Below are 24,028 nucleotides of genomic sequence, written 5' to 3'. Positions count from 1 at the left end.
CCCGTGGGCCGCCGCCGCCGCCGCCGTCTGGCGCACATGGTTGGACTGGACCGCGCCCTGGGTCACCAAGGTGTCGGCCCCCTGTTCGAAGGCCTCGCCCAGCAAGAACTCCAGCTTGCGGGTCTTGTTGCCGCCCCCGGCCAGGCCGGTGCAGTCGTCGCGCTTGATCCACAGCTCGACGCCCAGCGCCTCCGACAGGCGTGGCAATGGCTCCAGCGGCGTCGGCAGATGGGCCAGACGGACGCGGGGAAAACGGGCGAGATGCATGGGCGGGCTCCGGTGGTGCCGCTCCTTCTAGACTCCCGCCGGCGATTTGCCGACCTTAGTTCACCGATGCGACGTCGAGGGCTTCGCTCAACAGATCGACGATCCGGTCCGCTGTGGGGTCTTCGGCCTCGATCAACCGATCCAGTGTAACGGCCTGCGCCGGGGAGATGCGGGCGCTGGCCATGGTCCAGCCTTCAAAGCGTCGGGCCGGAATGGGCTCGCGGCCGATGATGGACACGTCGCGATGCCTGCGATCTCCATTCAACCGCTTCAACAGATTGTCCAGGGTCGCCGGTGGGCCTTCGATGACCTGGATGTAGCGCTCACCATGGGCCGCCAGCACCCCGGTCAGACCGTCGCGGTCGTTGTTGCGCTGCGACTCGGCCAGGATGGTCACGAGGTTGGTCAAGGAGCCGGTCGATCCGGTCGCCCGGCTTTCATAGACCAGCCGTTCCAGTCCTGCGTTCATCGTCCACTCCGCCCTGATCATCGCCTAATGCCAGAACACTGGCGGGGTTGCACGGTGCCTGTTTCTGTCCGCAGGCCGACACAGTGGCGGTTTGGATGTCGGGGCGATCAGGCGGTTAAGGCAGCCGCCTTCCGTGCCTTGCCGATCGGTCCCAGGTGCGTCTGGTCGAAGTCCGTGCCCAGTTTCAATCCGTAGCCCAACATGCGGTCCCAACCGATATGCGCGCCCCAGATCAGGGCGACGGGCAGAAGCGCCGGCATCCAAAGCAAGCCTGCAATGGCCAGCACGGCCGGGCCCACTTCCGCATGCGTCAGATTATAGGCCCACATGCCGGCCCGCGGGGCGATCCAGTAGGCCGCGAACGATAGGTCCGGCACCAGGAACAGCGCAGCAAACAGCCACCAGGAGGCTCCGACCTGGCCATACAGTACGACGCAGACCGCCAACATCAGCAGCCCCTCCAGTCTCAGCCAGCGTCTGGTGGATATCGCATCATTCGGCTTGGTCATGGTCAGCTTTCTTTGAATGTCCCACTAGCGTGACAAATCTATATGTCCCATCATCGGGACATGTCAAGTGATTCGCTTTCTCCCCGTCCGCGTGGCCGTTCCGGCACGGAGACCGCCATCGTCGAGGCTGCGCAGCGCCTGCTGCTGCGCGACGGCTGTTCCGCCCTGAACGTCCAGTCCCTGGCGGCGGAGGCGGGGGTCGATCGCAAGCTGATCTATCGCTATTTCGACGGCGTAGACGGCGTGGTCGCACGGCTGGCCCGCGCGCTGGATCTGTGGCTGGGCCAGACCCTGGCCGACGCTCCGCCCAGCACCGCCGCCACCTATCGCGACTTCGCGCGCGAGACGCTGAAGGCCTATCTGGGGGCCCTGCGCGCCAATCCCCTGATCCTGCGCCTGCTGGCGTGGGAGCTCAGCGAGGATACGCCGCTGCTACGGGACATGGAGGCGGCGCGCTCTGCCGTCATTCAGGACTGGGTCCGTAGCCGCCGCCCCCGTCTGCGCCTGCCGCCGGAGGGTGACGTCTTCGCCCTGAATGCGGTCATGCTGGCCGCCGTCCAGCATCTGGCCCTGACCGGGGCCAGCCGGGGCCGGTTCGCGGGGCTGGAGCTGGACACCGCCGGCTGGGCCCGCATCGAGGCCGCCATCGACCAGCTGACCGCCGCCTGGCCGGACTGACGGCCGCCTTCAGTCGCAGGCCGTCTCCATCGCCTGAAAATGCGCGCCTTCCGGCTCTGCGGGCAGTTCCGGAGCCGCCACGGTCGCGACGTGCGATCCGCCCTCCAGCGTCCGGTGCACCGGGCATTTGTCGGCGATCTCCAGCAGCCGGGTCCGCTGGTCGGCATCCAGATCCCCGTCCAGCGTCAGCACGCGCTCGAACACATCGGCGGGCGTCTGGCCCGTGCGCTTCTGGTGCCGCACCTCCACCGAGGCATGGGCCAGCGGCAGGCCCTTGCGCTCGGCATAGAGGCGCAGCGTCATGACCGTACAGGCCCCCAGACCTGCCGCCACCAGCGCGTAGGGCGTCGGCCCGCTGGCCAGGCCGCCGACCGCCACGGGCTCGTCGGCCATCAGGACCGCGCCGCCCGCCTGGACCTGGACCTGGAACCTGCCCTGTCCCGTCTCGGCGACCCGCACGACGCCGTCGGCGGGGGCGGCATCGACGGGCGGTTCGACCCTGTCCAGATATCGGGAGGCCCAGGCCGCGATCACCGCGGCGGCGTAGTCTGCGTCCTCGGCACGGCTCAGCAGGTGGTCGGCATGGTCCAGCGAGACGAAGCTCTTGGGGTGTTTCGCGGCGCCGAAGATGCCGCTGGCCTCCTCGATGCCGACGGTCTGGTCCAGTGGCGAATGCAGCACCAGCAGCGCCTTGTTCAGTCCGGCCAGCCGCGCCGCCTGGTCCTGCGCCTTCAGGTCGTCGGCAAAGCCTGCGCCCACCGATACGGGCCGCCCGCCGACGTCGGCGCGGTGGGTCTCGCCGTGCTCCAGATCGTGCACGCCGGGCCCCAGCAGCTTCAGCACATGGGCGACGTCGAACGGTGCGCCGATGGTGGCCACCGCCCGGATACAGTCCAGCGACCCGGCCGCCGCGATCGCGGCCGCCCCGCCCAGGCTGTGGCCGACCAGCAGTTGCGGGGTACAGCCGTGCGCCTGCATGTGCCGGCCCGCCGCGATCAGGTCGCCCACATCGGTGCTGAAGCCGTGGGGCATGGGCTCGGCCCCGGTCTCGATCCCGGCGAAGTCGATCCGCAGCGTCCCGACCCCCAGCGCCGCCAGCGCCCGGCTGATCCGCGTCGCCGCCAGATTGTCCTTCCCGCAGGTGAAACAGTGGGCGAACAGGGCCCAGCCGCGCGCCTGGCCCGCCGGCCGGTCCAGCCGCCCGTGCACCGTCCGGCCGTCGTCACAGGTGAAGTCGAAGGGGTCGCTCTGCATGTCGTCTCTCCTGAAGCGGCACCTTAGGCGATCTTTTGCGGCGGCGTCAGGAATGGACAGCCCCCGACCATGCGCCTATCGTCGCGTCGTTCTCCGGGGGGCGGCATTCGAGCCGCTGAGATTGGCGTAGCCGCCTGACCCGTCGAACCTGATCCGGGTCATGCCGGCGAAGGGATGAGTAACACGCGGTCCACCGGCCCTCGCCACAGGACCCCGCGCCCGACGTCGGCGGAGCCCTCTTGCACAGAGGCCGCCATGAACATCCACGTCACCAACACCCCGCCCGAAGAGCCCAATGTCGAACTGGCTCTGAAAGATGCCCGCGAGGAGGTCATGCGCGAGACCGGCACCATCCCGACCGGCGAGCGGGCGGGCAGCCGCAAGGTCTATGTGGCCGGCGAGATCTACCCCGACATCCGGGTGCCGTTCCGCGAGGTGGCGGTGCATCCGTCGGCGAACGAGCCACCGGTGACCATCTATGACAGCTCCGGCCCCTATACCGACCCGACCGTCACCATCGACATCAAGCGCGGCCTGCCGCGGGTGAAGTCGTCGTGGCAGCTGGATCGCGGCGACATCGCCCCCGTGGCCAACCCACGCGAGGTCAAGCCCGAGGACAACGGCCATGCCAGCGGCAAGAACCTGGCCCCCCGCTTCGACACCTCGCACCACCGCGTCTTCAAGGGCGTCGAGGGCCGCCCGGTGACGCAGTATGAATACGCCAAGGCGGGCATCATCACGCCCGAGATGGAATACGTCGCCATCCGCGAGAACCTGCGCCGCGAGCAGAACGCCCCCTGCATCCGCGACGGCGAAGACTTCGGCGCCTCGATCCCCGACTTCGTGACCCCCGAGTTCGTGCGGCAGGAGATCGCCCGCGGCCGCGCCATCATCCCGCACAACATCAACCACCCCGAGGTCGAGCCGATGATCATCGGCCGCAACTTCCTGGTGAAGATCAACGCCAACATCGGCAACTGCGCGGTCCTGTCCAGCGTGGACGACGAGGTCGACAAGCTGGTCTGGGCCACCCGCTGGGGCGCCGACAACGTCATGGACCTGTCGACGGGCCGCAACATTCACAACATCCGCGACTGGATCATCCGCAACTCCAGTGTCCCCATTGGGACCGTGCCGATCTATCAGGCGCTGGAGAAGGTGAACGGCGTGGCCGAGGACCTGACGTGGGAGGTGTTCCGCGACACCCTGATCGAACAGGCCGAACAGGGCGTGGACTATTTCACCATCCACGCGGGCGTGCGCCTGCCGTTCGTGCCGATGACGGCCAAGCGCGTCACCGGCATCGTCTCGCGCGGCGGCTCCATCATGGCCAAATGGTGCCTCAGCCATCACCGCGAGAGCTTCCTCTATGAGCATTTCGAGGACATCTGCGACATCATGCGGGCCTATGACGTGTCGTTCAGCCTCGGCGACGGCCTGCGCCCCGGCTCCATCGCCGACGCCAATGACGAGGCCCAGTTCGCCGAGCTGCGCACCCTGGGCGAACTGACCAAGATCGCCTGGGCCAAGGGCTGCCAGGTCATGATCGAGGGCCCCGGCCACGTGCCGATGCACAAGATCAAGGCCAATATGGATGAGCAGCTGAAACACTGCCACGAGGCGCCCTTCTATACGCTGGGGCCGCTGACCACCGACATCGCCCCCGGCTACGACCACATCACCAGCGCCATCGGCGCGGCCATGATCGGCTGGTTCGGCACGGCCATGCTCTGCTACGTCACGCCCAAGGAGCACCTGGGCCTGCCCGACCGTCAGGACGTCAAGGACGGCGTCATCACCTACAAGATCGCCGCCCACGCCGCCGACCTGGCCAAGGGCCACCCCGCCGCCCGCCTGCACGACGACGCCCTGTCACGCGCCCGGTTCGAGTTCCGTTGGGAGGACCAGTTCAACCTCGGCCTCGACCCCGAGACGGCCCGCAAATACCACGACGAGACCCTGCCCAAGGAGGCCCACAAGACCGCCCACTTCTGCTCCATGTGCGGCCCGAAATTCTGCAGCATGAAGATCAGCCAGGACATCCGCCGCGACGCGGCGGCCCAGAATGATGCGGGCGGCTCTCTGGCGGAAGCCGAGGCCGGGATGGCGGAGATGTCGGCCAGGTTCCGCGCCGGGGGCGGGGTGATTGAGGTTAGGAAATCAAACGCATAGCATGTCCATGCTGTTAGCGCGGCGTCTGCAGCCGCTAGCCTAAGCCAAAGGTTCCAATGCATACTGCCGAAATCCCGATCCAAGATCTCCTGCTGGATCCGAATAACTATCGGATTCAGGAGATTACCGGATTTGCATTGACTGCCGATGAGCGGCTGCATGTCGAACAAGTTCAGGCGGCGACTAAAAATCGTCTGCAAAGTGAGGGGCTCAAAGCCCTTCGCTCGTCGATCTTAGCGAATGGCTTCCTGCCTATCGAACGCATTGTCGTGACACCATACGCCCATGATGCAGGCAAATTTCTTGTTATCGAGGGCAACCGACGTGTCGCAGCGCTCCAGTCAATTAAGGAAAGCGCTGACGCCGGTATCGAGGTGCGAAATGATGTTCTGGAGGTTCTAAAGGCTGTTCCCTGCGTAGTCGTAGAGAGCTCGCCAGACTTTCCGCACTTCAAGCAAACCTTGATGGGCGTTCGTCACGTGGGAGGCATTAAATCATGGGGTGGATATCAAAAAGCCAAGCTGATCGCCGATCTCAAGGACGATGGATTGGAATCTAGTGTTGTCGCCGAGCGACTAGGGCTCGAGATACAAGAGGTTAATCGACGCTATCGCGCCTATAAGGCGTTACAACAAATGCAAGGCGACGAAGACTTTGGTGAGTATGCAACTCCCTCTTTGTATCCCCTTTTCCACGAAGCCATTTCGGTGCCGAACGTTCGCGAATGGCTAGGATGGAACGGCTCATCATTCACTGACGCCTCAAATCGTGAGAACTTTTACTCATTGCTCGTCCCATATTACGACGACGAGAAAGAAGAGATCCGAGAACCCAAAATCACGAAGTACTCCGATGTCAGGTCTCTGAAAGATATAATGAGAGACCCTGACGCCCTTAGCACACTACTAAGTTCAGATGGCAGCCTCTTGGACGCGCTTACAATTGCGAAGAAGGACGAGCTTTCGAAGAAGTGGCTCAAAGAAGTTCGGGAGGCGCGGAGATCGCTAGAGCAAATAGGAGTCTTTGAGGTCAAGAAGCTGAGCGCAGACGATCTAAAAGCAATCGGCGACCTTAAAGCAGTGACCGACCAGGTTCTGGAAATTCACGCGACATTAGCGACGACATAATGAACCGCGGGCCAGTTGCCGCTGCCCGATTGGTTGAGAAGTATCTCGGGCTAGTAGATCCACCACGCACCTCGCGCGCGCTTCTCGAGCAGATTGTTATCGGAGAAGCTTGGGCGGTTGGCGACGACGCTGCTGAACTCGCTGAAAAATGGCGTAGCAAATTTGAGCATAACCTAGAACTCTTGAGGCAAAACTCCGCCGCGAGCGCTATCTCCTTCACTTTCAATTCTGTGGCCAAAGATCATGTTCAAGGAGCATGTTTCTGCGAGCCTCACGACCCGCCCGAGGTTGTCGCCGCCAAAAGCAACCGATCTCTTGCTCCGGCCATACGTCGGTACTTCGATACAATCAGTCCGACAGATTTCGAAAAATTATGCGCGTGTGTCTTGAAGTTGCTGGGCGCGCACGATCCGAAATTTTCGAGACAGTCAGGAGACCAGGGGATTGATTTCTTTGGACAAGCGCCGTTTTCAAGCATTTTGGCACCCGAGGCGCTACCTGCTGGCGTAGAGGCCAGCCTCCGAGTCTGGTTGGTTGGCCAAGCCAAGAGATACAAAGAAACGCAGGTGACCACGGCGGACCTGCGTGAACTCGTAGGCAGCACGCAGCTTGCACGGGCAAAGGCATTCTCAGGGTCAGGAGATCCTCTTGCTGATCTCGATATTAAGGTCTGTGACCCTGTTTTCTACATCCTAATCACCTCCGGTAAGTTTACGACAGGCAGCCGAAGGTTGATTGCCAATGCAGGGATCATCGCGATGGACGGAGCGCAGCTTTCCCAATTTTTGGCTGACCATGAAATAGGAAAGAAGGGAAAGGTGTTCCACGCCGCGACCTTCAGAAAGTGGATAAAAACCCAAGCGACGCCTGCAGTTACGGTACACTCCTAGAGATCAGCGGTCATTACGGACATTTCACCTGTAGAAGCCGCACTGCCGCTATGAAGGCCCGGAGGCCTCAGCCACTCGCTCCCCCTACGACCGATCCTGACGTAGCCGCATGCTAGCCCTGCCTCCGTTGGCAACGGGAGGCAGACAGATGGCAGACGGATCACCCACGCTGTACGGCAAGGGGCGCAGTGCGCCGGATGAGGTCTGGGGACGGGTGCGGGAGGACTATCTGTCGGGCCTGCCGGGGATCGAGGTCTGTCGGCGGCACGGGGTGGGGCTGACGGCCATGCGCAACCGGGCGGCTCGCGAGGGCTGGCGGCGCACGGACCAGCCCTGGACCCCGCCCAACACCCTGGACCCCGATGACGAGGGGGTGTTGCTGGAGCATGAGATCGACGGAGACCTGGACCGGGTCGAGCTGCGCCAGCTGTCCTTCGTCGCCTGGCGCCGGATGCAGCGCGCCGTCCTGCGCGGTCAGGCGGCCGAGGCCCTGCGCTGGCGCCGCGTCCGCCTCATCCTCGACGCCGAGGTGGTCGAGGAGGATCAGGCGATGGAGCAGGAACAACGCCGCTGGGACTACCTCCACGGCGCGGCCGAAGTGGACCGAGTGGACTGAGTGGACTCTGTTTCTAAATCCTCCCCCATCGGGGGAGGGGGACCGCGTCTTCGCGGTGGAGGGGGCTGGATATGGGCGCGGTGTTTGGAGGTTGGCGCCGGGACTGGCCCCTTCCGTCTCTTCGCTGCCCTTCAGAGCCAACTCCCCCGAGGGAGGAGGATTTGGTAGGCTCGCCTGATGTATCCGCCGCAGAAAACCGTCGAGCGCGCGAAAGAGCTTCGGCGCAAGCTGACGCTGCCGGAGGTAGTGTTGTGGCAGGCGATCCGGGGACGCAAGCTGACTGGCGTGCGGTTTCGGCGGCAGCATCCGATCGGGCCCTACATCCTCGACTTCTATTGCGAGGCGGCGGGGCTGGCGGTCGAGGTGGACGGGCAGGGGCACGAACATCCGGACCAGATGGCGCACGATGCGCGGCGGACGGCGTGGCTGAACCTGCGCGGGGTGGCGGTGTACCGGGTCGCGGCGAGGGATGTGATGGGGAATCTGGAGGGCGTGTTGTTCGCCATAAGGCAGCGAGTCGAGGGTGTGCCCCCTCCACCGCTTCGCGGTCCCCCTCCCCCGATGGGGGAGGACTAGGTCAGCTACGCCGCCGCCACCTTGCGCAACGCCTCGGCGAAGACCTCGGCCGGTTGGCCGCCGGAGATCAGATACTGGCCCTCGATGACGACGGCGGGGACGGCGGAGATGCCGCGGGCGCGCCACAGGGCCTCGGCGGCGCGGACCTCGGGCGCATACAGGTCGTCGGACAGGACCTCGATCGCGCGGGCCCGGTCCAGGCCGGCGGCCGCGGCGGCGTCGGCCAGCACGTCCGGATCGGTCAGGGTCCGGTTGTCGGTGAAGTGGGTGCGGAACAGGGCCTCCTTCAGCGCGCGCTGGGCCGACGCCCCGCCGGTCTCATGGGCCCAGTGCAGCAGGCGATGGGCGTCGAAGGTGTTCCAGATGCGGCTGTCGGGGCCCATCCGCATATCGAACCCCGGCCAGGCGTCCTCGGCCCGTTCGGTGATCATGGCGCGGTTGGCGGCGGACTGTTCGGGGGTGGAGCCGTATTTGCGGGCGATGTGCTCGCCGATGTTTTCACCCTCCGAGGCCATGCCGGGGTTCAGCTCGAACGGCTGGAAGGTGACGGTCGCCTCTATCCCCTCGGCCCTGACGGTGGCCAGCGCCTGTTCCAGCCCGCCCAGGCCGACCACGCACCAGGGACAGACCACGTCGGAGACGAAGTCGATGCTGAGGGTGCGGGTCATGCGAGGGCCTTGGATCGAGGGAAAGAGGGGGTGAGGGTCAGGCGACGGTGACGCCCTTCCAGAAGGCGATGCGGCCCTTGATCTCTTTCGCCGCGTCCTTGGGCTCGGGATAATACCAGGCCGCGTCACGGTTCTCCTGCCCGTCCACGACGACGCTGTGATAGCTGGCCGTGCCCTTCCAGGGGCAGGTGGATTTCGTGTCACTGGGTTTCAGCACGCCCTCGGTGATCGCGTCCGCCGGGAAGTAGTGGTTGCCCTCGACCACCACGGTGTCGTCGCTCTGGGCTATCACCGTACCGTTCCATGTCGCCTGAACCATCGTCGTCTCCTGTCAAAGGTGTGCCGAGGATATGGGGCCTTGGCCGGGTTTCGCCATGTGTCAAATCGTGGGTTCCGTTGTCAAAAAGGACCGGCTAACGTCCTCGCTCTGGAAGCAAGCGAGGCCGTCATGTCCGATCTGGAAACCTTCCGCGCCGAGACGCGCGCCTGGCTGGAGGCGAACTGTCCCGCCGAATGCCGGGGGCCGCTGGAGAACGAAGAGGACCGGGTCTGGGGCGGGCGCAATCCGACCTTCAAGACGCCTGCGCACAAGCAATGGATGGAGGTCATGGGCGCGCGCGGCTGGACCGCCCCGGAATGGCCGACGGAATATGGCGGCGGGGGGCTGAGCCGAGAGGAGGCCAAGGTACTGGCCAGCGAGATGCGCCGCATCGACGCCCAGATGCCGCTGTCGTCCTTTGGCATCTGGATGCTGGGCCCGGCCCTGCTCCAGTTCGGCACGGAAGAGCAGAAGAAGCGCTTCCTGCCCGAGATCGTGCGCGGCGAGATCCGCTGGTGCCAGGGCTATTCGGAGCCCGGCGCAGGGTCCGACCTCGCAGCCATACAGACCAAGGCTGAAGACAAGGGCGACCACTGGATCGTCAACGGTCAGAAGGTCTGGACCAGCTATGCCGACAAGGCCGACTGGATCTTCTGTCTGGTGCGGACCGACCCGGACGCGCCCAAGCATCTGGGGATTTCCTTCGTCCTGTTCGACATGGCCAGCCCCGGCGTCTCGACCCGGCCCATCGTCCTGATCAGCGGCAAGAGCCCGTTCTGCGAGACCTTCTTCGACGACGTTCGGGTGGAGAAGGAAAACCTGGTCGGCACCCTGAACCGCGGCTGGGACGTGGCCAAGGCGCTGCTGGCGCACGAGCGGACGATGATCGGGGCCATGGGCAGCCTGGGGGCGGGCCGTCCACTCGGCCAGGTCGCGGGCGACAGCGTCGGACTGGATGACGACGGGCGTCTGGACGACCCCATCCTCCGTGCACGGATCGCCGATCTGGACGTCGACATGGCCGCCTTCAACCTGTCGATGGAAAGGGTGGGGGATCAGGTCAAGGCGCGTCAGGCCCACCCCGCCATCGCCTCCATGCTGAAATACTATGGCTCCGAGCTGAACAAGCGGCGGCACGAGCTGATCATGGCCTCGGGCGGTTCGGATGCGCTGGAGTGGGAAGGCGAACGCTCGCGCGAGGGCACCGCCGCCCGCGACTGGCTGCGGACCAAGGCCAACTCCATCGAGGGGGGGACCAGCGAGGTCCAGCTGAACATCATCGCCAAACACCTGCTGCAACTGCCGGGAGCCTGAGACCTTGCCGCTGATCCTGACCGAAGAGCAGACCATGCTGAAGGAGGCCGCCGACGGCTTCCTGAACGAGAATGCGCCGATCGCCCATCTGCGGGCCCTGCGCGACAGCCGCAATACCGACGGCATCTCGCGCGACCTGTGGAAGGCGTTCGGCGAGATGGGGTTTGCGGGCGTCATCATTCCCGAGGAGCACGGCGGCACGGGCCTGGGCGCGGTCGAGGCGGGCGTGGTGGCCGAGGCCCTGGGCCGGACCCTGACGCCATCGCCCTTCATGGGGTCGGGCGTGCTGTCGGCCAAGGTGCTGATCGACAGCGGGTCGGCCGAGCAACAGGCAGCATGGCTGCCCCGCATCGCGGCGGGCGAGGCCATCCTGTCGCTGGCCGTCGACGAGGGGGCCAAGCACAGGCCCTCTGCGATCGCCACGACGGCGGAGCGTTCGGGCAATGGCTTTAGGCTGAATGGAGCCAAGGGGTTCGTGCTGGACGGCCACGTCGCCGACGCCCTGATCGTGGCGGCGCGAACCGACGATGGTCTGACCCTGTTCCTGGTCGATCCGAAGACGGCGGGCGTCGAGATCGAGCGGACGGTCATGGTCGACGCCCACAATGCGGCGCGGGTGACGCTGACCGACGTCGAGGTCGATGCGGATGCGGTGATCGGCGCGGTCGATGGCGGCGAGGGGCTGCTGGAAGGCGCGCTGAACCTGGGCCGAGCCTGCGCGGCGGCGTCACTGAACGGGGCGGGCGATCAGGCGTTTCAGCTCACGCTGGAGTATCTGCGGACCCGCAAGCAGTTCGGCAAGCTGATCGGCGAGTTCCAGGCCCTGCAGCACCGCTCGGCCCATCTGTTCACCGAGATCGAACTGGCCCGTGCCGCCGTTCTGGGGGCCTTGCAGCGTCTGGATGCGGGGCGCGAGGATGCCGGTCTGGCCGTCTCGGTGGCCAAGGCCAAGGCCGGCCGTGTGGCCGAACTGGCGGTTCAGGAGGCGGTCCAGATGCACGGTGGCGTCGGCATGACCGACGCCTTCGACGTCGGCCTGTTCATGAAGCGGGTGCGGGTGCTGAACGAGCTGCTGGGGGATACGGGCTTCCACACCGAGCGGCTGGCGCGGGCAAAGGGGTTCTGATGTACGCCGGCATGCTGATCGAACTTGTCGCGCTTGCCTTGTACTTTCAGGACGGGAGCGGTCCGCCTCTGGCACCCCAAGGTGTCCCAACAGCGGCAAGGCAAGCGGCGATTTCAAACCCTCGTTGGGAAAAACAACCGAGCTGGCCTGCTCGTCAACGCGCCTTTCGCGCCTTTCCTCAAGGTGGTCGAGTTACTTTGAGGTGCCGTATTGCCGATGATGGTCAGCTAGAAAATTGCACGGTAGTCAGCGAGTCCACGCCAAACTCGGGTCGAGCTGCCCTCACGCTTGCTCCTGATTTTCTAGTGGCGATGGAGGGCGACAGGGCCGCCACCATTGGACACACTATCCAGTTCTCAATCCAATGGATCAGCGGTGAGGATCAGTAGTCAGTTGGTGCAGGTCATACTAAACCCTCCTGCAAGGGAGAACGCACCATGACGCGAGCCAACGCGCCTGAATACATGTCCGGCTTCGGCAATCACTTTGCGACCGAGGCGGTGGCCGGGGCCTTGCCGGAGGGGCGCAACTCGCCGCAGCGGGTGCCGATGGGCCTGTATGCGGAGCAGCTGTCGGGGACGGCCTTCACCGCACCGCGGTCGGAGAACCGGCGGTCGTGGCTGTATCGTTTGCGGCCCAGCGCCCAGCATCCGGCCTACAAGCCCTTTGCCCAGGGTCGCGTGCGGTCCGGGCCGTTCCACGATGCGCCGCCGTCGCCGAACCGGATGCGGTGGGACCCGCTGCCGATGCCTGACGCCCCGACCGACTGGGTCGAGGGGCTGGTGACCTATGGCGGCAACGGCGATGCGGAGGCGGGGGCCGGGACCGGCATCCACCTGTATGCGGCCAACCGGTCCATGGTGGACCGGGTCTTCTATTGCGCCGACGGCGAGCTGCTGATCGTCCCGCAAGCGGGACATCAGGTCTTTGTCACGGAAATGGGACGCATCGACGCACGGCCGGGCGAGATCGTCGTCATTCCACGTGGCGTTCGGTTCCGGGTGGAGTGCGCCAATCCTGATGGGGGCCCGATCCGGGGCTATGTCTGCGAGAATTATGGTGCGGCCTTCCGCCTGCCGGACCTGGGGCCGATCGGCTCCAACGGCCTTGCCAATCCGCGCGATTTCCAGACGCCGGTCGCGGCCTTCGAGGACGTGGATCGGCCGACCGAGTGCGTGCAGAAGTTCGGCGGGCGGCTGTGGACCACGACCTTCGATCACAGCCCGCTGGATGTCGTCGGCTGGCACGGCAACCATGCGCCCTACAAGTACGACACCGCCCGGTTCAACACGATCGGCACCGTCAGTTTCGACCATCCGGACCCGTCGATCTTCACCGTACTGACTAGCCCGTCCGATACGCCGGGCGTGGCCAACTGTGACTTCGTGATCTTCCCGCCGCGCTGGATGGTGGCCGAGGACACCTTCCGCCCGCCGTGGTTCCACCGGAATGTCATGAGCGAGTTCATGGGTCTGGTGACCGGCGAATACGATGCCAAGGAGGGCGGGTTCGCGCCGGGCGGCGCGTCCCTGCACAACTGCATGAGCGGCCACGGTCCGGACCAGGCCAGCTATGACAAGGCGGTCGCGGCGGATCTGAAGCCGGTCAAGATCGAGAACACCCTGGCCTTCATGTTCGAGACCCGCATGCCGATCCGCACCACGGAATGGGCACAAACCAGTCCGACGATGCAGTTGGACTACGACGACGTCTGGACCGGGTTCGACAAGGGACGAGTGGAATGAAGCGTATACTGATCGCGGCGGCAGCCCTGATGATGGCGGCCTGCCAGCCCGTGCCGACCACCACACCGACCCAGACCGCCTCGACCGACACGCCGGCGATGCAGACGCCCGCGCCCGGCACGGATGCGGCGGCCTGTGCGGCCCGAGGCGGCAGGATGCTGCCACAGGGGCGGATGCAGTCGCTGCAATGCGTCGTGTCCTATGCCGATGCGGGACGTCGCTGCACGGACGGCGACGATTGCCAGGGCGATTGCCGCATCGAGGAGGTCAAAGGCACGCCCTCCGCCGGAGCCTCTGCCGTCGGCCAGTGCCAGGCCAACAGCAGCCGCTTCGGCTGCTACACCACGGTCGAGGGCGGCAAGGCCGAGGCCACGATCTGCGTCGACTGACGTCAGACACAGAAAAACCCCCGCCGCGACCGCGACGGGGGTCTTCACATCGTTCATCCGGTCAGCGACCGGAACGCGAACGCCCGGTCTTATTGAGCGGGGGTGTTCGAGGTGGTCATGCCACCGTCCATGTTGCCGGCGCGGGCTTCGACGGCGTCGGCTTGTTCGTCAGCCTTTTCCTGCACGGCGTCGGCCTGATTGTTCAGGGCGTCGCGAGCCGCGTCGGTGGTGGCGGCGTCAGCCTGGTTTTCCAGCTGGGTCGCTTCGACATTGGCGTTCGCCTCGATGGCGTCGGCTTGTGCACCGGCTTCCTTTTCAGCGGCGTTTTCGCAGGCGGCGAGGCCGGCGAAGGCGAAGGTGGCGGCGGCGGCGATGATCAGTTTACGCATGGATAGTTTCCTCCAGTGAGGTCCGGATAACGTCACCGATCACAAACGGTTCACGCGCCCGTGAAGATTTTTATCCGGCGTCGGAGAAAGCCACGCGGGCCGCGCCCAAGAGGGCCGCATGCTTGTGCAGGATCACCTTGGTGGGAATGGCGGCCATATAGTCGGCGAACCGGCCCTTGCGCTCGAACCGCTCGCGGAAGGGGCTGGCCTTGAGGAAGGGCAGAATGCGCGGTGCGATGCCACCGGCGATATAGATGCCGCCTCGTGCGCCGGTGGTCAGGGCGATGTCGCCGGCCACGGCCCCCAGGATGGCGCAGAACCGGGCCAGGGTGGCCCCGCAAGCGCTGTTGGGATCTTCCATCGCCTCGGTGGTGATCTGGGCGGGGTCGTCGATATGGGTCTCACGCCCGTCGATCTCGGCCAGGGCGCGGTGCATGTTCAGCAGGCCGGGCCCACAGATCAGCCGTTCGATCGAGACCCGGTCGTAGCGACGACGCAGGATGCGCAGGATTTCGTCCTCGATCGCATCGCCCGGCGCGAAACAGGCATGGCCCCCCTCGGACGGCATGGCGATCTCGTTGCCGTGAATGTCGCGTGCCAGGGCCGAGACTCCGAAACCGGTACCGGGGCCAAGGACGGCGATGGCCGAGCGCTCTTCGCCTTCGTCGGGGCCGCCCAGCGACGCCAACTGATCCTCCGGCACGACGGGTGCGCCCCAGGCCAGGGCCTCGAAGTCATTGATCAGGCGCACAGGGTTCAGACCCAGGGTCGCCAGTTCCGTCTCCGACACCTGCCAGGGCGAGTTGGTCAGGTCGATCGTCCCGTCGGTCACGGGGCCCGCCACGGCGATGACGCCGCCGGTCGGCTTGACCTCGCAGCCGTCGATGAAGGCCTTGACCCCGCCCAGGAAGGTCGGGTGTTCCGAGGCCGGAAAGCTTTCGTGATGCTCCAGCACGGGCTTGCCGCCGATCATGTGGGCGATGGCGAACCGGGCATTGGTGCCGCCGACGTCCCCGACCAGCAGGGTCTTGTCCCAGTTCACCGTCATCAGGCAGTCCTCACTACGTTAGCCGACCGTTGCCCGGTCTTTGTGATCGTTTGGGGTTCAGGCGTCCACGGCACGGTCGTTGACGTTGTTGTCGGGCGGGGTGTCCTTGTGGTCGGTCTGGCCGGGCGGCAGGCCGAAACAGACGCTGGCACCCTCTTCGGCGGTCGAGACGACGTGACGGAAGGCCCCGAACAGTTCGCGGCCATAGCCCCAGGTGGACCCCTCGGCGTGATGGGGCGAGCGGACAGCGGGCGTACGATCGGCCAGGTCCGTCACATCGACCGTGGTCAGGACCCCGGCCTCGGCATCCAGGCGGATGATGTCGCCGTCTCGGATGTTGGCGATCAGGCCGCCGGCCAGGGCCTCCGGTGAGACGTGGATGGCGGAGGGGGTCTTGCCGCTGGCCCCTGACATGCGACCGTCGGTGACGAAGGCCACCTTGAAGCCCTTGTCCTGAAGGATGCCGAGGGCGGGCGACAGGCTGTGCAATTCTGGCATGCCGTTGGCGCGCGGACCCTGGAAACGAAGCACCACGATGACGTCGCGGTTCAGCTTTCCATCCTTGAAGGCCTGAAGCGCATCTTCCTGGGTCTCGAACACCGCGGCGGGGGCCTGCACGATGCGGTTCTCGGGTTTGACCGCCGAAATCTTGATGACGGCCCGGCCCAGGTCGCCCTGGACGAGACGCAGGCCGCCCTCGCGGTCGAACGGGTCGGAGGCGGGGCGCAGAATGTCCGTGTCCAGACTGTCGGTGACGCCGTCCTTCCAGACCAGTTTGCCGTCCTGAAGGATCGGTTCCTGGAAGTAATGGTGGATGCCTCGGCCCATGACGGTGGTGACGTCGGAATGGATGTGGCCTGCGTTGGCCAGTTCCCGCGCCACGAAGGCGACGCCGCCCGCGGCCTGGAAGGCGTTCACGTCGGCCGAACCGTTGGGATAGACACGCGCCAGAAGCGGCGTCACGGACGACAGCTGATCCATGTCGGTCCAGTCGATCAGCACGCCCGCCGCCCGCGCCATGGCGACCAGATGGATGGCGTGGTTGGTCGAGCCGCCGGTGGCCAGCAGGGCGACGATCATGTTGACGATGGATTTCTCGTCGATGACGTCCGCCATCCGGCCCTCGCCGCTGCGGGCCAGTTCGACGGCGCGTTTGGCGGCGGCGGCGGTCAGGGCATCGCGCAGGCCGGTCTCGGGGTGGACGAAGGCGGTGGAGGGCAGGTGCAGGCCGCCCAGTTCCATCATCATCTGGTTGGAGTTGGCCGTGCCGTAGAAGGTGCAGGTACCCGGCGAGTGGTAGCTGCCGATCTCGCTGTCCAGCAGGGTCTGACGGTCGACCTGGCCCTGAGCGTACAGGGCGCGCACGCGGGCCTTTTCCGCATTCGGAATGCCGGACGGCATGGGCCCTGCGGGGGCGAAGACGACGGGCAGGTGGCCGAACGCCAGGGTGCCGATGAACAGGCCGGGCACGATCTTGTCGCAGACGCCCAGGGCCATCACCGTGTCGAAGGCATCGTGGGTCAGGGCGATGCCCGCCGACATGGCGATCAGGTCGCGGCTGAACAGCGACAGCTCCATGCCAGGGCGACCCTGGGTGACGCCGTCACACATGGCCGGGGTGCCGCCCGCGACCTGGGCCGTCGCGCCGACGGTGCGGACCGCGTCGCGGATGACGGCGGGGAAGCGCTCGAACGGCTGATGCGCCGACAGCATGTCGTTATAGGCGGTGACGATGCCGACATTGGGTTTGGACCCATCCATGGCCGTCAGCTTGTCGGCGATGGTCTGACCCGCGAAGGCGTGGGCCCAGTTGGCACAGGACAGCTTGGCGCGGCCCGCCCCGCTGTCGCGCGCGGCATCCATGCGGCGGATGTAGTCGGCGCGGGTGGCGCGCGAGCGTTCGACGATGCGGGCGGTGACCTCGGCGACGACGGGGTGCAGGTTGGCCATCAGGCTTTCTCCGTCCACAGAACATCCAGCGGGACCTTGGCGGCGATCAGGGCGGCGATGGGCTGGATCGCGGGATCGCCGATCGCCTCGCGCTCAAAGACATCGCGTTTGGCGGTGCCCGTCAGGGCCAGGACGACCCGCCGCGCCTGCATCAGATACGGCAGATTGATCGACAGCCGCTCCAGGCTGGGGGCCAGACCGTCGCGGCCTTTCGGGACGCCGAGAACGGTCGGCTTCAAGGCGGGTGAGAGCAGGGTTTTCAGGGTCGGGCTGTGGGGGAACATGGAGCAGATATGGCCATCCTCTCCCATGCCGAGAAGGACCGCATCAAGACGGCCATGCGGAGCCAGGGTCTGAGCCGCGCGGGCGGCGGCCCGGTCCACGGTAACCTCGGCATGATACAGCGGCACGAAGGTCGCGGCGGCGGCCGGGCCCGTCAGCAGCGTCCGCTTGAGCAGGGCCGCGTTCGAGTCCGGCGAGGTCTCGGGCACATAGCGCTCGTCGATCAGGGTCACGGCGGTGCGGGACCAGTCGAGGTCCGCCTCGGCCATCCGGGCATAGATGGGCGAAGGCGTGGAGCCGCCGGACCCGGCGAAGGTGGCGCGGCCCGTCTCGGTCAGGGCCTGGCCGAGGGTGTCGACCAGGAGGGTGGCGCAGGCGTCGGCCCAGTCCGTGCCGTTGGCGAAGGTCTGGATGGGGATCATATTTTACACCGCTCATCCCGGCGAATGCCGGGATCCAGATCGAAGAATGCGAAAGGCTTGGACAGAAGGCAGTGCGTCATCTCGGAGGGTCTGAGATTTGCCATCTGGGTCCCGGCATTCGCCGGGATGAGCGGGTTAAAGACACTAGACATCCCGCGAATTCCAGCGGCGGCCGGTGCGGTCCAGCAGCAGATCGGCCTCGGGCGGGCCCCATGTTCCGGCGACGTAGTCCTTGGGCTTGAAGGCGGCGCCTTCCCAGGCCTCCGACACCTGATCGACCCATTTCCAGGCCTGCTCGGCCTCGTCGCGGCGCACGAACAGTGTGGAGTCGCCCGCGAGGGCGTCGAGCAGCAGCCGCTCATAGGCGATGCGGCGACGCGGCGGCTTGGCCGACTTGTCGTTCTGGCCCCAGGACAGGGACATCTGGATGGGCTGAAGCTGCATGCGCTGGTCCAGACCGGGCTTCTTGTTCATCACCGACAGGGAGATGTCTTCCTCGGGCTGAAGCTCGATGACCAGTCGGTTCGCCGTCACCTGACCCCGGTCGTTGTCGAAGATGGAGTGGGGCAGGGCCTTGAACTGGATGACGATCTCGGTGCGCTTTTCGGGCAGGCGCTTGCCGGTGCGCATGAAGAAGGGGACCCCGGCCCAGCGCCAGTTGTCGATGTCGGCACGGATGGCGACGAAGGTCTCGGTGTCCGAATCCAGCCCACGCTCCTCGTCATAGCCCTTGACCAGCTGACCCTCGCTGGTCCCCGCCACATATTGTCCGCGCACGGTGACACGCTCGGCCTCGTCATGGGTGATGGGGCGCAGGGACCGCAGCACCTTGACCTTTTCGTTGCGGACCGAGTCGGGCTCCAGATCGCTGGGCGGCTCCATGGCGACCAGGCACAGCAGCTGGAGCATGTGGTTCTGGAGCATGTCGCGCAATGCTCCGTACTCGTCGTAATAGGGCCAGCGGTCGCCGACGCCGACGGTCTCGCCGACCGTGATCTGGACATGGTCGATCGACAGGTTGTTCCACAGCGGCTCGAAGATGGTGTTGCCGAAGCGCAGGGCGATCAGGTTCTGGACCGTCTCCTTGCCCAGATAGTGGTCGATGCGGAAAACCTGTTGTTCGCTGAACGCATCGGCCACGGCGTCGTCGATTTCGCGGAAGGTTTCCAGATCGCGCCCGACCGGCTTTTCCAGCACAACCCGATCGTCGGCCTCGGCCAGGCCGGCGGCGCGCATGGCCGTGACGATGCGGGCGTACAGCGACGGCGAGACGGCCAGGAAGCTGGTGCAGGTGCCGGGGCCGACCTTGTCCTTGAGCGGCTTCAGGCTTTCCGCCGAGGTGGCGTCGACGGCCAGATAGTCGAGGCGGGCCTCGAGTTTGGCCCACGCCGCATCGGACCAGGCGTCGTCGGCCCTGGCCTTGCTCTCGACCGACTGGCGGACGCGGGCGACATAGTCCTCACGGCTTTCCTCGGACCGGGCCGCGCCGATGATCTTCAGATCGTCGGGCAGCAGGCCGTCATGCTCCAGATAGTAGAGCGAGGGCAGGAGCATCCGCAGGGCCAGATCGCCTCCGCCGCCGAACAGCACCAGTGCCGCCATCTGCGCTCCTTCTCTCTCGTCAGACCCTCTAGCCCTCAGGGTCTTTGGCCGGTTTTGCGCGTGTGGCCAACACGTCGAGCACGTCCTGAAACACCAAGTTACGCGATCGCAGCAGCACCAGCAGGTGATAGATCAAATCCGCGGCCTCGCTGGTCAGTTCCTCATCGGGACCAGCGGCTCCGGCGAGCGCGGTCTCGACCCCCTCCTCGCCGACCTTCTGGGCGACGCGCTTGGGGCCCTCGGCGATGAGGCGGGCGGTCCAGCTGGTCGCGGGATCGGCGGCGACGCGTTCGGAGATGGTCTGTTCCAGACGCGCGATACGGCCCAGACCCGGCGCGTCCTCGTCGCCGAAACAGCTGATGCGGTTCAGGTGGCAGGCATTGCCGACGGGCCGGACCTTCAGCACCAGGGCGTCGCCGTCGCAGTCGGGCGTGATCGAGACGACATGCAGCCGGTCGCCCGAGGTCTCGCCCTTGCGCCAGCGCCCGCCCCGCGAGCGGGAGTAGAAGGTGGCTTCGTTCGAGGCGAGGGTCTCGTCCAGCGCCGCGCGGTCCATATAGGCGAGCGTCAGCACCTGCAGGGTGGCGGCGTCCTGCACCACCACGGGGATCAGGCCGTCGCCCTTGGCGAAGTCGAGGGTGTCGGGGTCGATCATCGTCTTACCTCTATGCCGTCGCCCTCGAGCTGGCGTTTCAGGTCGGGGATGGCCAGAACACCGGAGTGAAAGACGCTGGCGGCCAGGGCACCGGATACATCGGCCTGCTGGAAGACATCGCGGAAATGGTCTGCCGCACCCGCGCCTCCGGAGGCCACTAGCGGAATGGTCAGGCAGGCGCGCGTGGCCTGAAGCTGGGCGATGTCATAGCCGCGCCGCACGCCGTCCTCGTCCATGCAATTCAGCACGATCTCTCCGGCTCCCAGGCCTTGCGCCTCGACGATCCAGTCCAGAGTGCGGCGGCCCGCGCCACGGCTGGCGGTCGGGTCGCCGGTGTATTGATGCACGACCCAGTCGTCGCCGGCGCGCTTGGAATCGACGCCCAGGACCACGCATTGGGCACCGAAGCGATCGCTCATCTCGCCGATCAGATCGGGGCGTTCCAGGGCGGGAGAGTTGATCGAGACCTTGTCGGCCCCGTGGTCCAGACAGCGGGCGGCCTGATCCACACTGCGGATACCGCCCGCAACGCAGAAGGGGATGTCCAGCAGCCGGGCGATGTCGCTGACCCAGTCATAGTCGAGGGTGCGCCCTTCCGGGCTGGCCGTGATGTCGTAGAAGACCAGTTCATCGGCCCCCTGATCGCGATAGCGCGCGGCCAGTTCCGAGGCGTCGCCCATGTCGACGTGGTCCTTGAAGCGCACGCCCTTGACCACCCGCCCGTCGCGTACGTCCAGGCAGGGGATGATGCGTCTCGCGGTCATTGCACCGCCACCGCTTTGTCCACGGTGAACCGCCCCTCATAGATGGCGCGGCCGACGATGGCCCCGTCGCAGCCGATGGCGCGGGCGGCCTTCAGGTCCTCCAGCGAGGATACGCCGCCCGAGGCCTGAACCTTCAGGTCGGGGCGACGCAGCATGATCTCGGTCAGCAGCTCCAGATTGGGACCGGTCAGGGCCCCGTCGCGGCCGACGTCGGTGACCAGCAGGTGTCTGGCCGTGCCCGCCGGATAGCGGTCCAGCGCGGTCCACAGGTCGATGTCCGCCGCCTGGGTCCAGCCCTTCAGCGACGGCACCCAGCGCTCGCCATCGGCGCGCACGTCGATGGCGAGGGTCAGGCGTTCCGGCCCGAACCGCTCCAGCCAGCCTGCGACCGTATCGGGGGACGAGACGGCGAGGGAACCGACGACCACGCGGCTGACCCCGGCGTCCAGCAGGGCCTGGACATCGTCGGCGGAGCGCACGCCGCCGCCGGACTGGATGCGGATATCGATGGCCCCCGCCAGTTCGCCGATCAGGGCGTGCTGGACCGCGCGGCCTGCCTCGGCCCCATCGAGATCGACGATGTGGGCCCATTGGGCTCCCGAGGCGACGAAGCCCGCCAGGCGCGCGGCCGGATTGGTGTCATAGGCGGTCACCTGATCGAACCGCCCGTGCATCAGGCGCACGGCGACGCCGGCTCTCAGGTCGATGGCGGGATAGACGATCATGCGGGGAGGCCCAGAAAGTTTTGCAGGATGCGCGCCCCGGCCTTGGCGGAGCGCTCGGGGTGGAACTGGCAACCCCAGCGGTTGGCGTTTCGCACCACGGCAGGAACGACGGTGCCGTATTCGGCGCGGGCCAGGGTGGCCGGGCCGTCGGGGCAGACGAAGCTGTGCACGAAATAGGCCCAGTCGCCGGGCTGTATGCCCTCCAGCAAGGGGTCGTCGCGCACGACCTCCAGCCGCGACCAGCCCATGTGCGGCACGGGCAGGGCGGGGTCGATGTCGAAGCGCGTGACGTGGCCCGGGATAAGGCCCAGCGTCTGGACACCTTCGCCTTCGTCACTGGCGTCGAACAGCAGTTGCTGGCCCAGGCAGACGCCCAGCAAAGGGCGTGGAAAGGCGCGGATCGCCTCCACCAGGCCCAATGTCTCCAGACGGCTCATGGCATAGGCGGCGGCCCCGACGCCGGGCAGGATCAGCCGTTCCGCGTCAGCGATGTCGGCAGGATCGCTGGTCAGACGCACGGAGGCCCCCAGCCGCTCCAGCGCGAACTGGACCGAGGCGACATTGCCGGCACCGTAGGAGAGGACGGTGACCGAACTCACAGCACCCCCTTGGTCGATGGCACGACGTCGCCCTCGACGCGTATGGCCTGGCGCAGGGCGCGGCCGAAGGCCTTGTAGACGGCCTCGGTCTTGTGGTGGTCGTCATTGCCGGTGACGGTGATGTGCACCGCCGCCCCCATGGCTTCGGCCAAGGAGCGGAAGACGTGGGCGGTCAGATCGGTCCGGTAGTCGCCGATGAAGGGCGTCGTGAACGTCCCCTCGAACAGCGGATAAGGACGACCGGACAGGTCGATGGACACCGAGGCATTGGCTTCGTCCATCGGCAGGACGAAGCCGTAGCGGGCGATGCCGCGTCTTTCACCGAGGGCTTGTTTCAGGGCCTGACCCAGGGCGATGGCGCTGTCCTCTATGGTGTGGTGCGGATCGGTGTGCAGGTCACCCTCACACGACAGCCGGATCGAGAAGCCGCCGTGCGCCGCCACCTGCTCCAGCATGTGATCGAAGAAGCCGACGCCGGTGTGGATGCTGACCGGGCCGGTCGCATCCAGATCGACGGCGCAGACGATGCGGGTTTCCTTGGTGTCGCGCACGGCCTGTCCGGTGCGGTTGGCGCGAGTCTGGACGGTGGCCAGGTCCAGGGCGGCCAGGAGACGGTCGTTGATCTCCGGGCGCGAGGAGACGGGCAAGCGCAGCCGTTCGCCCGCCTGTTCGGCCACGACGCCGAACCGTGCCAGGGCGGTCAGGACGGCGGCGGGATCGGAGGGGCGGACCATGAGGACAGGGCCGACACCGGCCTCGACCGTCATCTCGCGGGCGATGGCTTTCGACAGACGCTCGCGCTCGCGCACCGTGGCGGCGATGCGCTCGCGGGTTTCCAGCAGGCGCGACGGGTCGAGGGCCTGAAGCGCAAGCCGCAGGCTGACCTCGGGCAGGGCGTAGGGTTCAAGCACGCTCGCCAGCCGCGCCAGTGTCTGGGGCTGCGCCAACGCCGCCCCGACCCGCGCACCCGCCAGGCCGTAAGCCAGCGACAGGCTGCGCAGGACCACCAGATTGGCGTGATCGCCGATGATGGTTGCGGCTGAGGTGGCAGAGGTGAACTCGGCCATCCCTTCATCGACGACCAGCAGGGCGGGGGCGACCCGCTCGGCCATTTCGGCCACGGCCTCGGGCGAGCCGAGGGCGCGCAGGATGACGGCCCCGGTCTCGGCGGTGGTGCCGGGCCGGGCATAGATGTCCGCCAGTGTCGAATAGGGCTGGGCCTTCGGGGCCTCGACGGCCACGCCCTCGCGCGCGGCTAGGCGATAGATCAACTCCAGCCCATGCGTCAGGCCGCGCACGGGCAGGACCCGATCGGTGGAGACGCCATAGATGTCGGCCATGCGGGCGGCGAGCGCCGAGGGCTGGGCCGGATAGCGGTCAAGGCCCTCGCCGCCGGAGACGAGGGGCGCGAAGGGGGCGGGGAGGTTGTTCACCGTCATGAGCCCTTCCCCCTTGATGGGGGAAGGGTTGGGA

26 protein-coding genes and 1 riboswitch are annotated in these 24,028 nt (G+C 66.4%); of the genes, 10 read left to right on the top strand and 16 right to left on the bottom strand.

Annotated elements, in window-relative coordinates:
- The 3 genes from JHC81_RS08355 to JHC81_RS08345 all read right to left on the bottom strand — a co-directional run.
- The coding region (locus JHC81_RS08355) for a pyridoxal-phosphate dependent enzyme (protein ID WP_292173229.1) at nt 1-267 on the bottom strand (267 nt) is incomplete at its 3' end.
- A gap of 55 nt (nt 268-322) precedes the next feature.
- Entirely contained in the window at nt 323-736 is a 414-nt protein-coding gene (locus JHC81_RS08350; protein ID WP_292173222.1) for a BLUF domain-containing protein, read from the bottom strand.
- A 107-nt stretch (nt 737-843) separates the two neighbouring features.
- Nucleotides 844-1,245: a DUF4260 domain-containing protein gene (locus JHC81_RS08345; RefSeq protein WP_292173217.1), complete on the bottom strand. Its 402-nt coding sequence runs from the start codon at nt 1,243-1,245 to the stop codon at nt 844-846.
- Between the two features lie 60 nt (nt 1,246-1,305).
- Between JHC81_RS08345 and JHC81_RS08340 the strand changes: the two genes are divergently transcribed.
- Complete coding sequence (locus JHC81_RS08340; protein ID WP_292173214.1) at nt 1,306-1,923, top strand: TetR/AcrR family transcriptional regulator; 618 nt, start codon at nt 1,306-1,308, stop codon at nt 1,921-1,923.
- Between the two features lie 9 nt (nt 1,924-1,932).
- On the opposite strand, the gene JHC81_RS08335 is transcribed toward JHC81_RS08340, so the two are convergent.
- The gene (locus tag JHC81_RS08335; RefSeq protein WP_292173209.1) at nt 1,933-3,177 is read right to left on the bottom strand and encodes an OsmC family protein; all 1,245 of its coding nucleotides are present in this window, start codon (nt 3,175-3,177) and stop codon (nt 1,933-1,935) included.
- An 84-nt stretch (nt 3,178-3,261) separates the two neighbouring features.
- Nucleotides 3,262-3,370, top strand: a riboswitch (TPP riboswitch).
- Between the two features lie 140 nt (nt 3,371-3,510).
- Here JHC81_RS08335 and thiC point away from each other — a divergent pair.
- The 5 genes from thiC (at nt 3,511) to JHC81_RS08310 (ending at nt 8,558) form a co-directional block, all read left to right on the top strand.
- Entirely contained in the window at nt 3,511-5,349 is a 1,839-nt protein-coding gene (gene thiC, locus JHC81_RS08330; protein ID WP_292173235.1) for a phosphomethylpyrimidine synthase ThiC, read from the top strand.
- 56 nt (nt 5,350-5,405) lie between these two features.
- Nucleotides 5,406-6,476: a ParB N-terminal domain-containing protein gene (locus JHC81_RS08325; RefSeq protein WP_292173207.1), complete on the top strand. Its 1,071-nt coding sequence runs from the start codon at nt 5,406-5,408 to the stop codon at nt 6,474-6,476.
- Nucleotides 6,476-7,366 (top strand): restriction endonuclease, encoded by an 891-nt coding sequence (locus JHC81_RS08320; protein ID WP_292173204.1) that lies wholly within the window; start codon nt 6,476-6,478, stop codon nt 7,364-7,366. Before JHC81_RS08325 ends, JHC81_RS08320 begins: the two co-directional genes overlap by 1 nt.
- 148 nt (nt 7,367-7,514) lie before the next feature.
- Nucleotides 7,515-7,982, top strand: a complete 468-nt coding sequence (locus tag JHC81_RS08315; protein ID WP_292173201.1) for a hypothetical protein — start codon at nt 7,515-7,517, stop codon at nt 7,980-7,982.
- Between the two features lie 177 nt (nt 7,983-8,159).
- Nucleotides 8,160-8,558, top strand: coding sequence for a DUF559 domain-containing protein (locus JHC81_RS08310; protein ID WP_292173198.1), 399 nt, complete (start codon nt 8,160-8,162; stop codon nt 8,556-8,558).
- 5 nt (nt 8,559-8,563) lie between these two features.
- Here JHC81_RS08310 and JHC81_RS08305 read toward each other — a convergent pair whose 3' ends face one another.
- Both JHC81_RS08305 and JHC81_RS08300 read right to left on the bottom strand, forming a co-directional pair.
- Nucleotides 8,564-9,226, bottom strand: a complete 663-nt coding sequence (locus JHC81_RS08305) for a DsbA family oxidoreductase (protein WP_292173195.1) — start codon at nt 9,224-9,226, stop codon at nt 8,564-8,566.
- 37 nt (nt 9,227-9,263) lie between these two features.
- Entirely contained in the window at nt 9,264-9,545 is a 282-nt protein-coding gene (locus JHC81_RS08300; RefSeq protein ID WP_292173194.1) for a DUF427 domain-containing protein, read from the bottom strand.
- Between the two features lie 129 nt (nt 9,546-9,674).
- Here JHC81_RS08300 and JHC81_RS08295 point away from each other — a divergent pair, with 129 nt between their 5' ends.
- The 4 genes from JHC81_RS08295 (at nt 9,675) to JHC81_RS08280 (ending at nt 14,119) form a co-directional block, all read left to right on the top strand.
- Nucleotides 9,675-10,859, top strand: coding sequence for an acyl-CoA dehydrogenase family protein (locus tag JHC81_RS08295; protein WP_292173190.1), 1,185 nt, complete (start codon nt 9,675-9,677; stop codon nt 10,857-10,859).
- A gap of 4 nt (nt 10,860-10,863) precedes the next feature.
- Complete coding sequence (locus tag JHC81_RS08290) at nt 10,864-11,985, top strand: acyl-CoA dehydrogenase family protein (RefSeq protein ID WP_292173187.1); 1,122 nt, start codon at nt 10,864-10,866, stop codon at nt 11,983-11,985.
- Between the two features lie 437 nt (nt 11,986-12,422).
- The gene (hmgA, locus tag JHC81_RS08285; RefSeq protein ID WP_292173186.1) at nt 12,423-13,730 is read left to right on the top strand and encodes a homogentisate 1,2-dioxygenase; all 1,308 of its coding nucleotides are present in this window, start codon (nt 12,423-12,425) and stop codon (nt 13,728-13,730) included.
- Nucleotides 13,727-14,119, top strand: a complete 393-nt coding sequence (locus JHC81_RS08280) for a hypothetical protein (RefSeq protein WP_292173183.1) — start codon at nt 13,727-13,729, stop codon at nt 14,117-14,119. The genes hmgA and JHC81_RS08280 overlap by 4 nt, the downstream gene beginning before the upstream one ends.
- A gap of 89 nt (nt 14,120-14,208) precedes the next feature.
- Here the strand turns inward: JHC81_RS08280 and JHC81_RS08275 are convergent, their stop codons facing one another.
- The 10 genes from JHC81_RS08275 to hisB form a co-directional block, all read right to left on the bottom strand.
- Entirely contained in the window at nt 14,209-14,508 is a 300-nt protein-coding gene (locus JHC81_RS08275; RefSeq protein WP_292173180.1) for a hypothetical protein, read from the bottom strand.
- A gap of 70 nt (nt 14,509-14,578) precedes the next feature.
- Nucleotides 14,579-15,556, bottom strand: coding sequence for a glucokinase (gene glk, locus JHC81_RS08270; protein WP_292173178.1), 978 nt, complete (start codon nt 15,554-15,556; stop codon nt 14,579-14,581).
- A gap of 57 nt (nt 15,557-15,613) precedes the next feature.
- Entirely contained in the window at nt 15,614-17,506 is a 1,893-nt protein-coding gene (gene edd, locus JHC81_RS08265; protein WP_292173175.1) for a phosphogluconate dehydratase, read from the bottom strand.
- Complete coding sequence (gene pgl, locus JHC81_RS08260; RefSeq protein WP_292173172.1) at nt 17,506-18,210, bottom strand: 6-phosphogluconolactonase; 705 nt, start codon at nt 18,208-18,210, stop codon at nt 17,506-17,508. Before pgl ends, edd begins: the two co-directional genes overlap by 1 nt.
- Nucleotides 18,211-18,354: 144 nt before the next feature.
- Nucleotides 18,355-19,812, bottom strand: coding sequence for a glucose-6-phosphate dehydrogenase (gene zwf, locus JHC81_RS08255; protein ID WP_292173170.1), 1,458 nt, complete (start codon nt 19,810-19,812; stop codon nt 18,355-18,357).
- Between the two features lie 28 nt (nt 19,813-19,840).
- Entirely contained in the window at nt 19,841-20,467 is a 627-nt protein-coding gene (gene hisIE / locus JHC81_RS08250) for a bifunctional phosphoribosyl-AMP cyclohydrolase/phosphoribosyl-ATP diphosphatase HisIE (RefSeq protein ID WP_292173167.1), read from the bottom strand.
- A complete protein-coding gene (hisF, locus tag JHC81_RS08245; RefSeq protein WP_292173164.1) occupies nt 20,464-21,231 on the bottom strand; it encodes an imidazole glycerol phosphate synthase subunit HisF in 768 nt (255 codons plus the stop codon). Before hisF ends, hisIE begins: the two co-directional genes overlap by 4 nt.
- The gene (locus tag JHC81_RS08240; protein ID WP_292173161.1) at nt 21,228-21,956 is read right to left on the bottom strand and encodes a 1-(5-phosphoribosyl)-5-[(5-phosphoribosylamino)methylideneamino] imidazole-4-carboxamide isomerase; all 729 of its coding nucleotides are present in this window, start codon (nt 21,954-21,956) and stop codon (nt 21,228-21,230) included. Before JHC81_RS08240 ends, hisF begins: the two co-directional genes overlap by 4 nt.
- A complete protein-coding gene (hisH, locus tag JHC81_RS08235) occupies nt 21,953-22,555 on the bottom strand; it encodes an imidazole glycerol phosphate synthase subunit HisH (RefSeq protein ID WP_292173157.1) in 603 nt (200 codons plus the stop codon). The genes JHC81_RS08240 and hisH overlap by 4 nt, the downstream gene beginning before the upstream one ends.
- On the bottom strand, nt 22,552-23,994 hold the full coding sequence (gene hisB, locus JHC81_RS08230; protein WP_292173232.1) for an imidazoleglycerol-phosphate dehydratase HisB: 1,443 nt from the start codon (nt 23,992-23,994) through the stop codon (nt 22,552-22,554). Before hisB ends, hisH begins: the two co-directional genes overlap by 4 nt.
- Nucleotides 23,995-24,028 lie beyond the last annotated feature (34 nt).

The sequence above is a fragment of the Brevundimonas sp. genome, assembly GCF_016463295.1.
Lineage (GTDB): Bacteria > Pseudomonadota > Alphaproteobacteria > Caulobacterales > Caulobacteraceae > Brevundimonas.
This window is presented reverse-complemented; position numbering and strand designations above follow the sequence as displayed.

What these genes read in the sequence shown, in the direction of transcription:
- JHC81_RS08350 (WP_292173222.1), bottom strand. Translation starts at nt 736, where the DNA reads ATGAACGCAGGACTGGAACGGCTGGTCTATGAAAGCCGGGCGACCGGA.
- JHC81_RS08345 (WP_292173217.1), bottom strand. Translation starts at nt 1,245, where the DNA reads ATGACCAAGCCGAATGATGCGATATCCACCAGACGCTGGCTGAGACTG.
- JHC81_RS08340 (WP_292173214.1), top strand. Translation starts at nt 1,306, where the DNA reads ATGTCAAGTGATTCGCTTTCTCCCCGTCCGCGTGGCCGTTCCGGCACG.
- JHC81_RS08335 (WP_292173209.1), bottom strand. Translation starts at nt 3,177, where the DNA reads ATGCAGAGCGACCCCTTCGACTTCACCTGTGACGACGGCCGGACGGTG.
- thiC (WP_292173235.1), top strand. Translation starts at nt 3,511, where the DNA reads ATGCGCGAGACCGGCACCATCCCGACCGGCGAGCGGGCGGGCAGCCGC.
- JHC81_RS08325 (WP_292173207.1), top strand. Translation starts at nt 5,406, where the DNA reads ATGCATACTGCCGAAATCCCGATCCAAGATCTCCTGCTGGATCCGAAT.
- JHC81_RS08320 (WP_292173204.1), top strand. Translation starts at nt 6,476, where the DNA reads ATGAACCGCGGGCCAGTTGCCGCTGCCCGATTGGTTGAGAAGTATCTC.
- JHC81_RS08315 (WP_292173201.1), top strand. Translation starts at nt 7,515, where the DNA reads ATGGCAGACGGATCACCCACGCTGTACGGCAAGGGGCGCAGTGCGCCG.
- JHC81_RS08310 (WP_292173198.1), top strand. Translation starts at nt 8,160, where the DNA reads ATGTATCCGCCGCAGAAAACCGTCGAGCGCGCGAAAGAGCTTCGGCGC.
- JHC81_RS08305 (WP_292173195.1), bottom strand. Translation starts at nt 9,226, where the DNA reads ATGACCCGCACCCTCAGCATCGACTTCGTCTCCGACGTGGTCTGTCCC.
- JHC81_RS08300 (WP_292173194.1), bottom strand. Translation starts at nt 9,545, where the DNA reads ATGGTTCAGGCGACATGGAACGGTACGGTGATAGCCCAGAGCGACGAC.
- JHC81_RS08295 (WP_292173190.1), top strand. Translation starts at nt 9,675, where the DNA reads ATGTCCGATCTGGAAACCTTCCGCGCCGAGACGCGCGCCTGGCTGGAG.
- hmgA (WP_292173186.1), top strand. Translation starts at nt 12,423, where the DNA reads ATGACGCGAGCCAACGCGCCTGAATACATGTCCGGCTTCGGCAATCAC.
- JHC81_RS08280 (WP_292173183.1), top strand. Translation starts at nt 13,727, where the DNA reads ATGAAGCGTATACTGATCGCGGCGGCAGCCCTGATGATGGCGGCCTGC.
- JHC81_RS08275 (WP_292173180.1), bottom strand. Translation starts at nt 14,508, where the DNA reads ATGCGTAAACTGATCATCGCCGCCGCCGCCACCTTCGCCTTCGCCGGC.
- glk (WP_292173178.1), bottom strand. Translation starts at nt 15,556, where the DNA reads ATGACGGTGAACTGGGACAAGACCCTGCTGGTCGGGGACGTCGGCGGC.
- edd (WP_292173175.1), bottom strand. Translation starts at nt 17,506, where the DNA reads ATGGCCAACCTGCACCCCGTCGTCGCCGAGGTCACCGCCCGCATCGTC.
- pgl (WP_292173172.1), bottom strand. Translation starts at nt 18,210, where the DNA reads ATGATCCCCATCCAGACCTTCGCCAACGGCACGGACTGGGCCGACGCC.
- zwf (WP_292173170.1), bottom strand. Translation starts at nt 19,812, where the DNA reads ATGGCGGCACTGGTGCTGTTCGGCGGCGGAGGCGATCTGGCCCTGCGG.
- hisIE (WP_292173167.1), bottom strand. Translation starts at nt 20,467, where the DNA reads ATGATCGACCCCGACACCCTCGACTTCGCCAAGGGCGACGGCCTGATC.
- hisF (WP_292173164.1), bottom strand. Translation starts at nt 21,231, where the DNA reads ATGACCGCGAGACGCATCATCCCCTGCCTGGACGTACGCGACGGGCGG.
- JHC81_RS08240 (WP_292173161.1), bottom strand. Translation starts at nt 21,956, where the DNA reads ATGATCGTCTATCCCGCCATCGACCTGAGAGCCGGCGTCGCCGTGCGC.
- hisB (WP_292173232.1), bottom strand. Translation starts at nt 23,994, where the DNA reads ATGACGGTGAACAACCTCCCCGCCCCCTTCGCGCCCCTCGTCTCCGGC.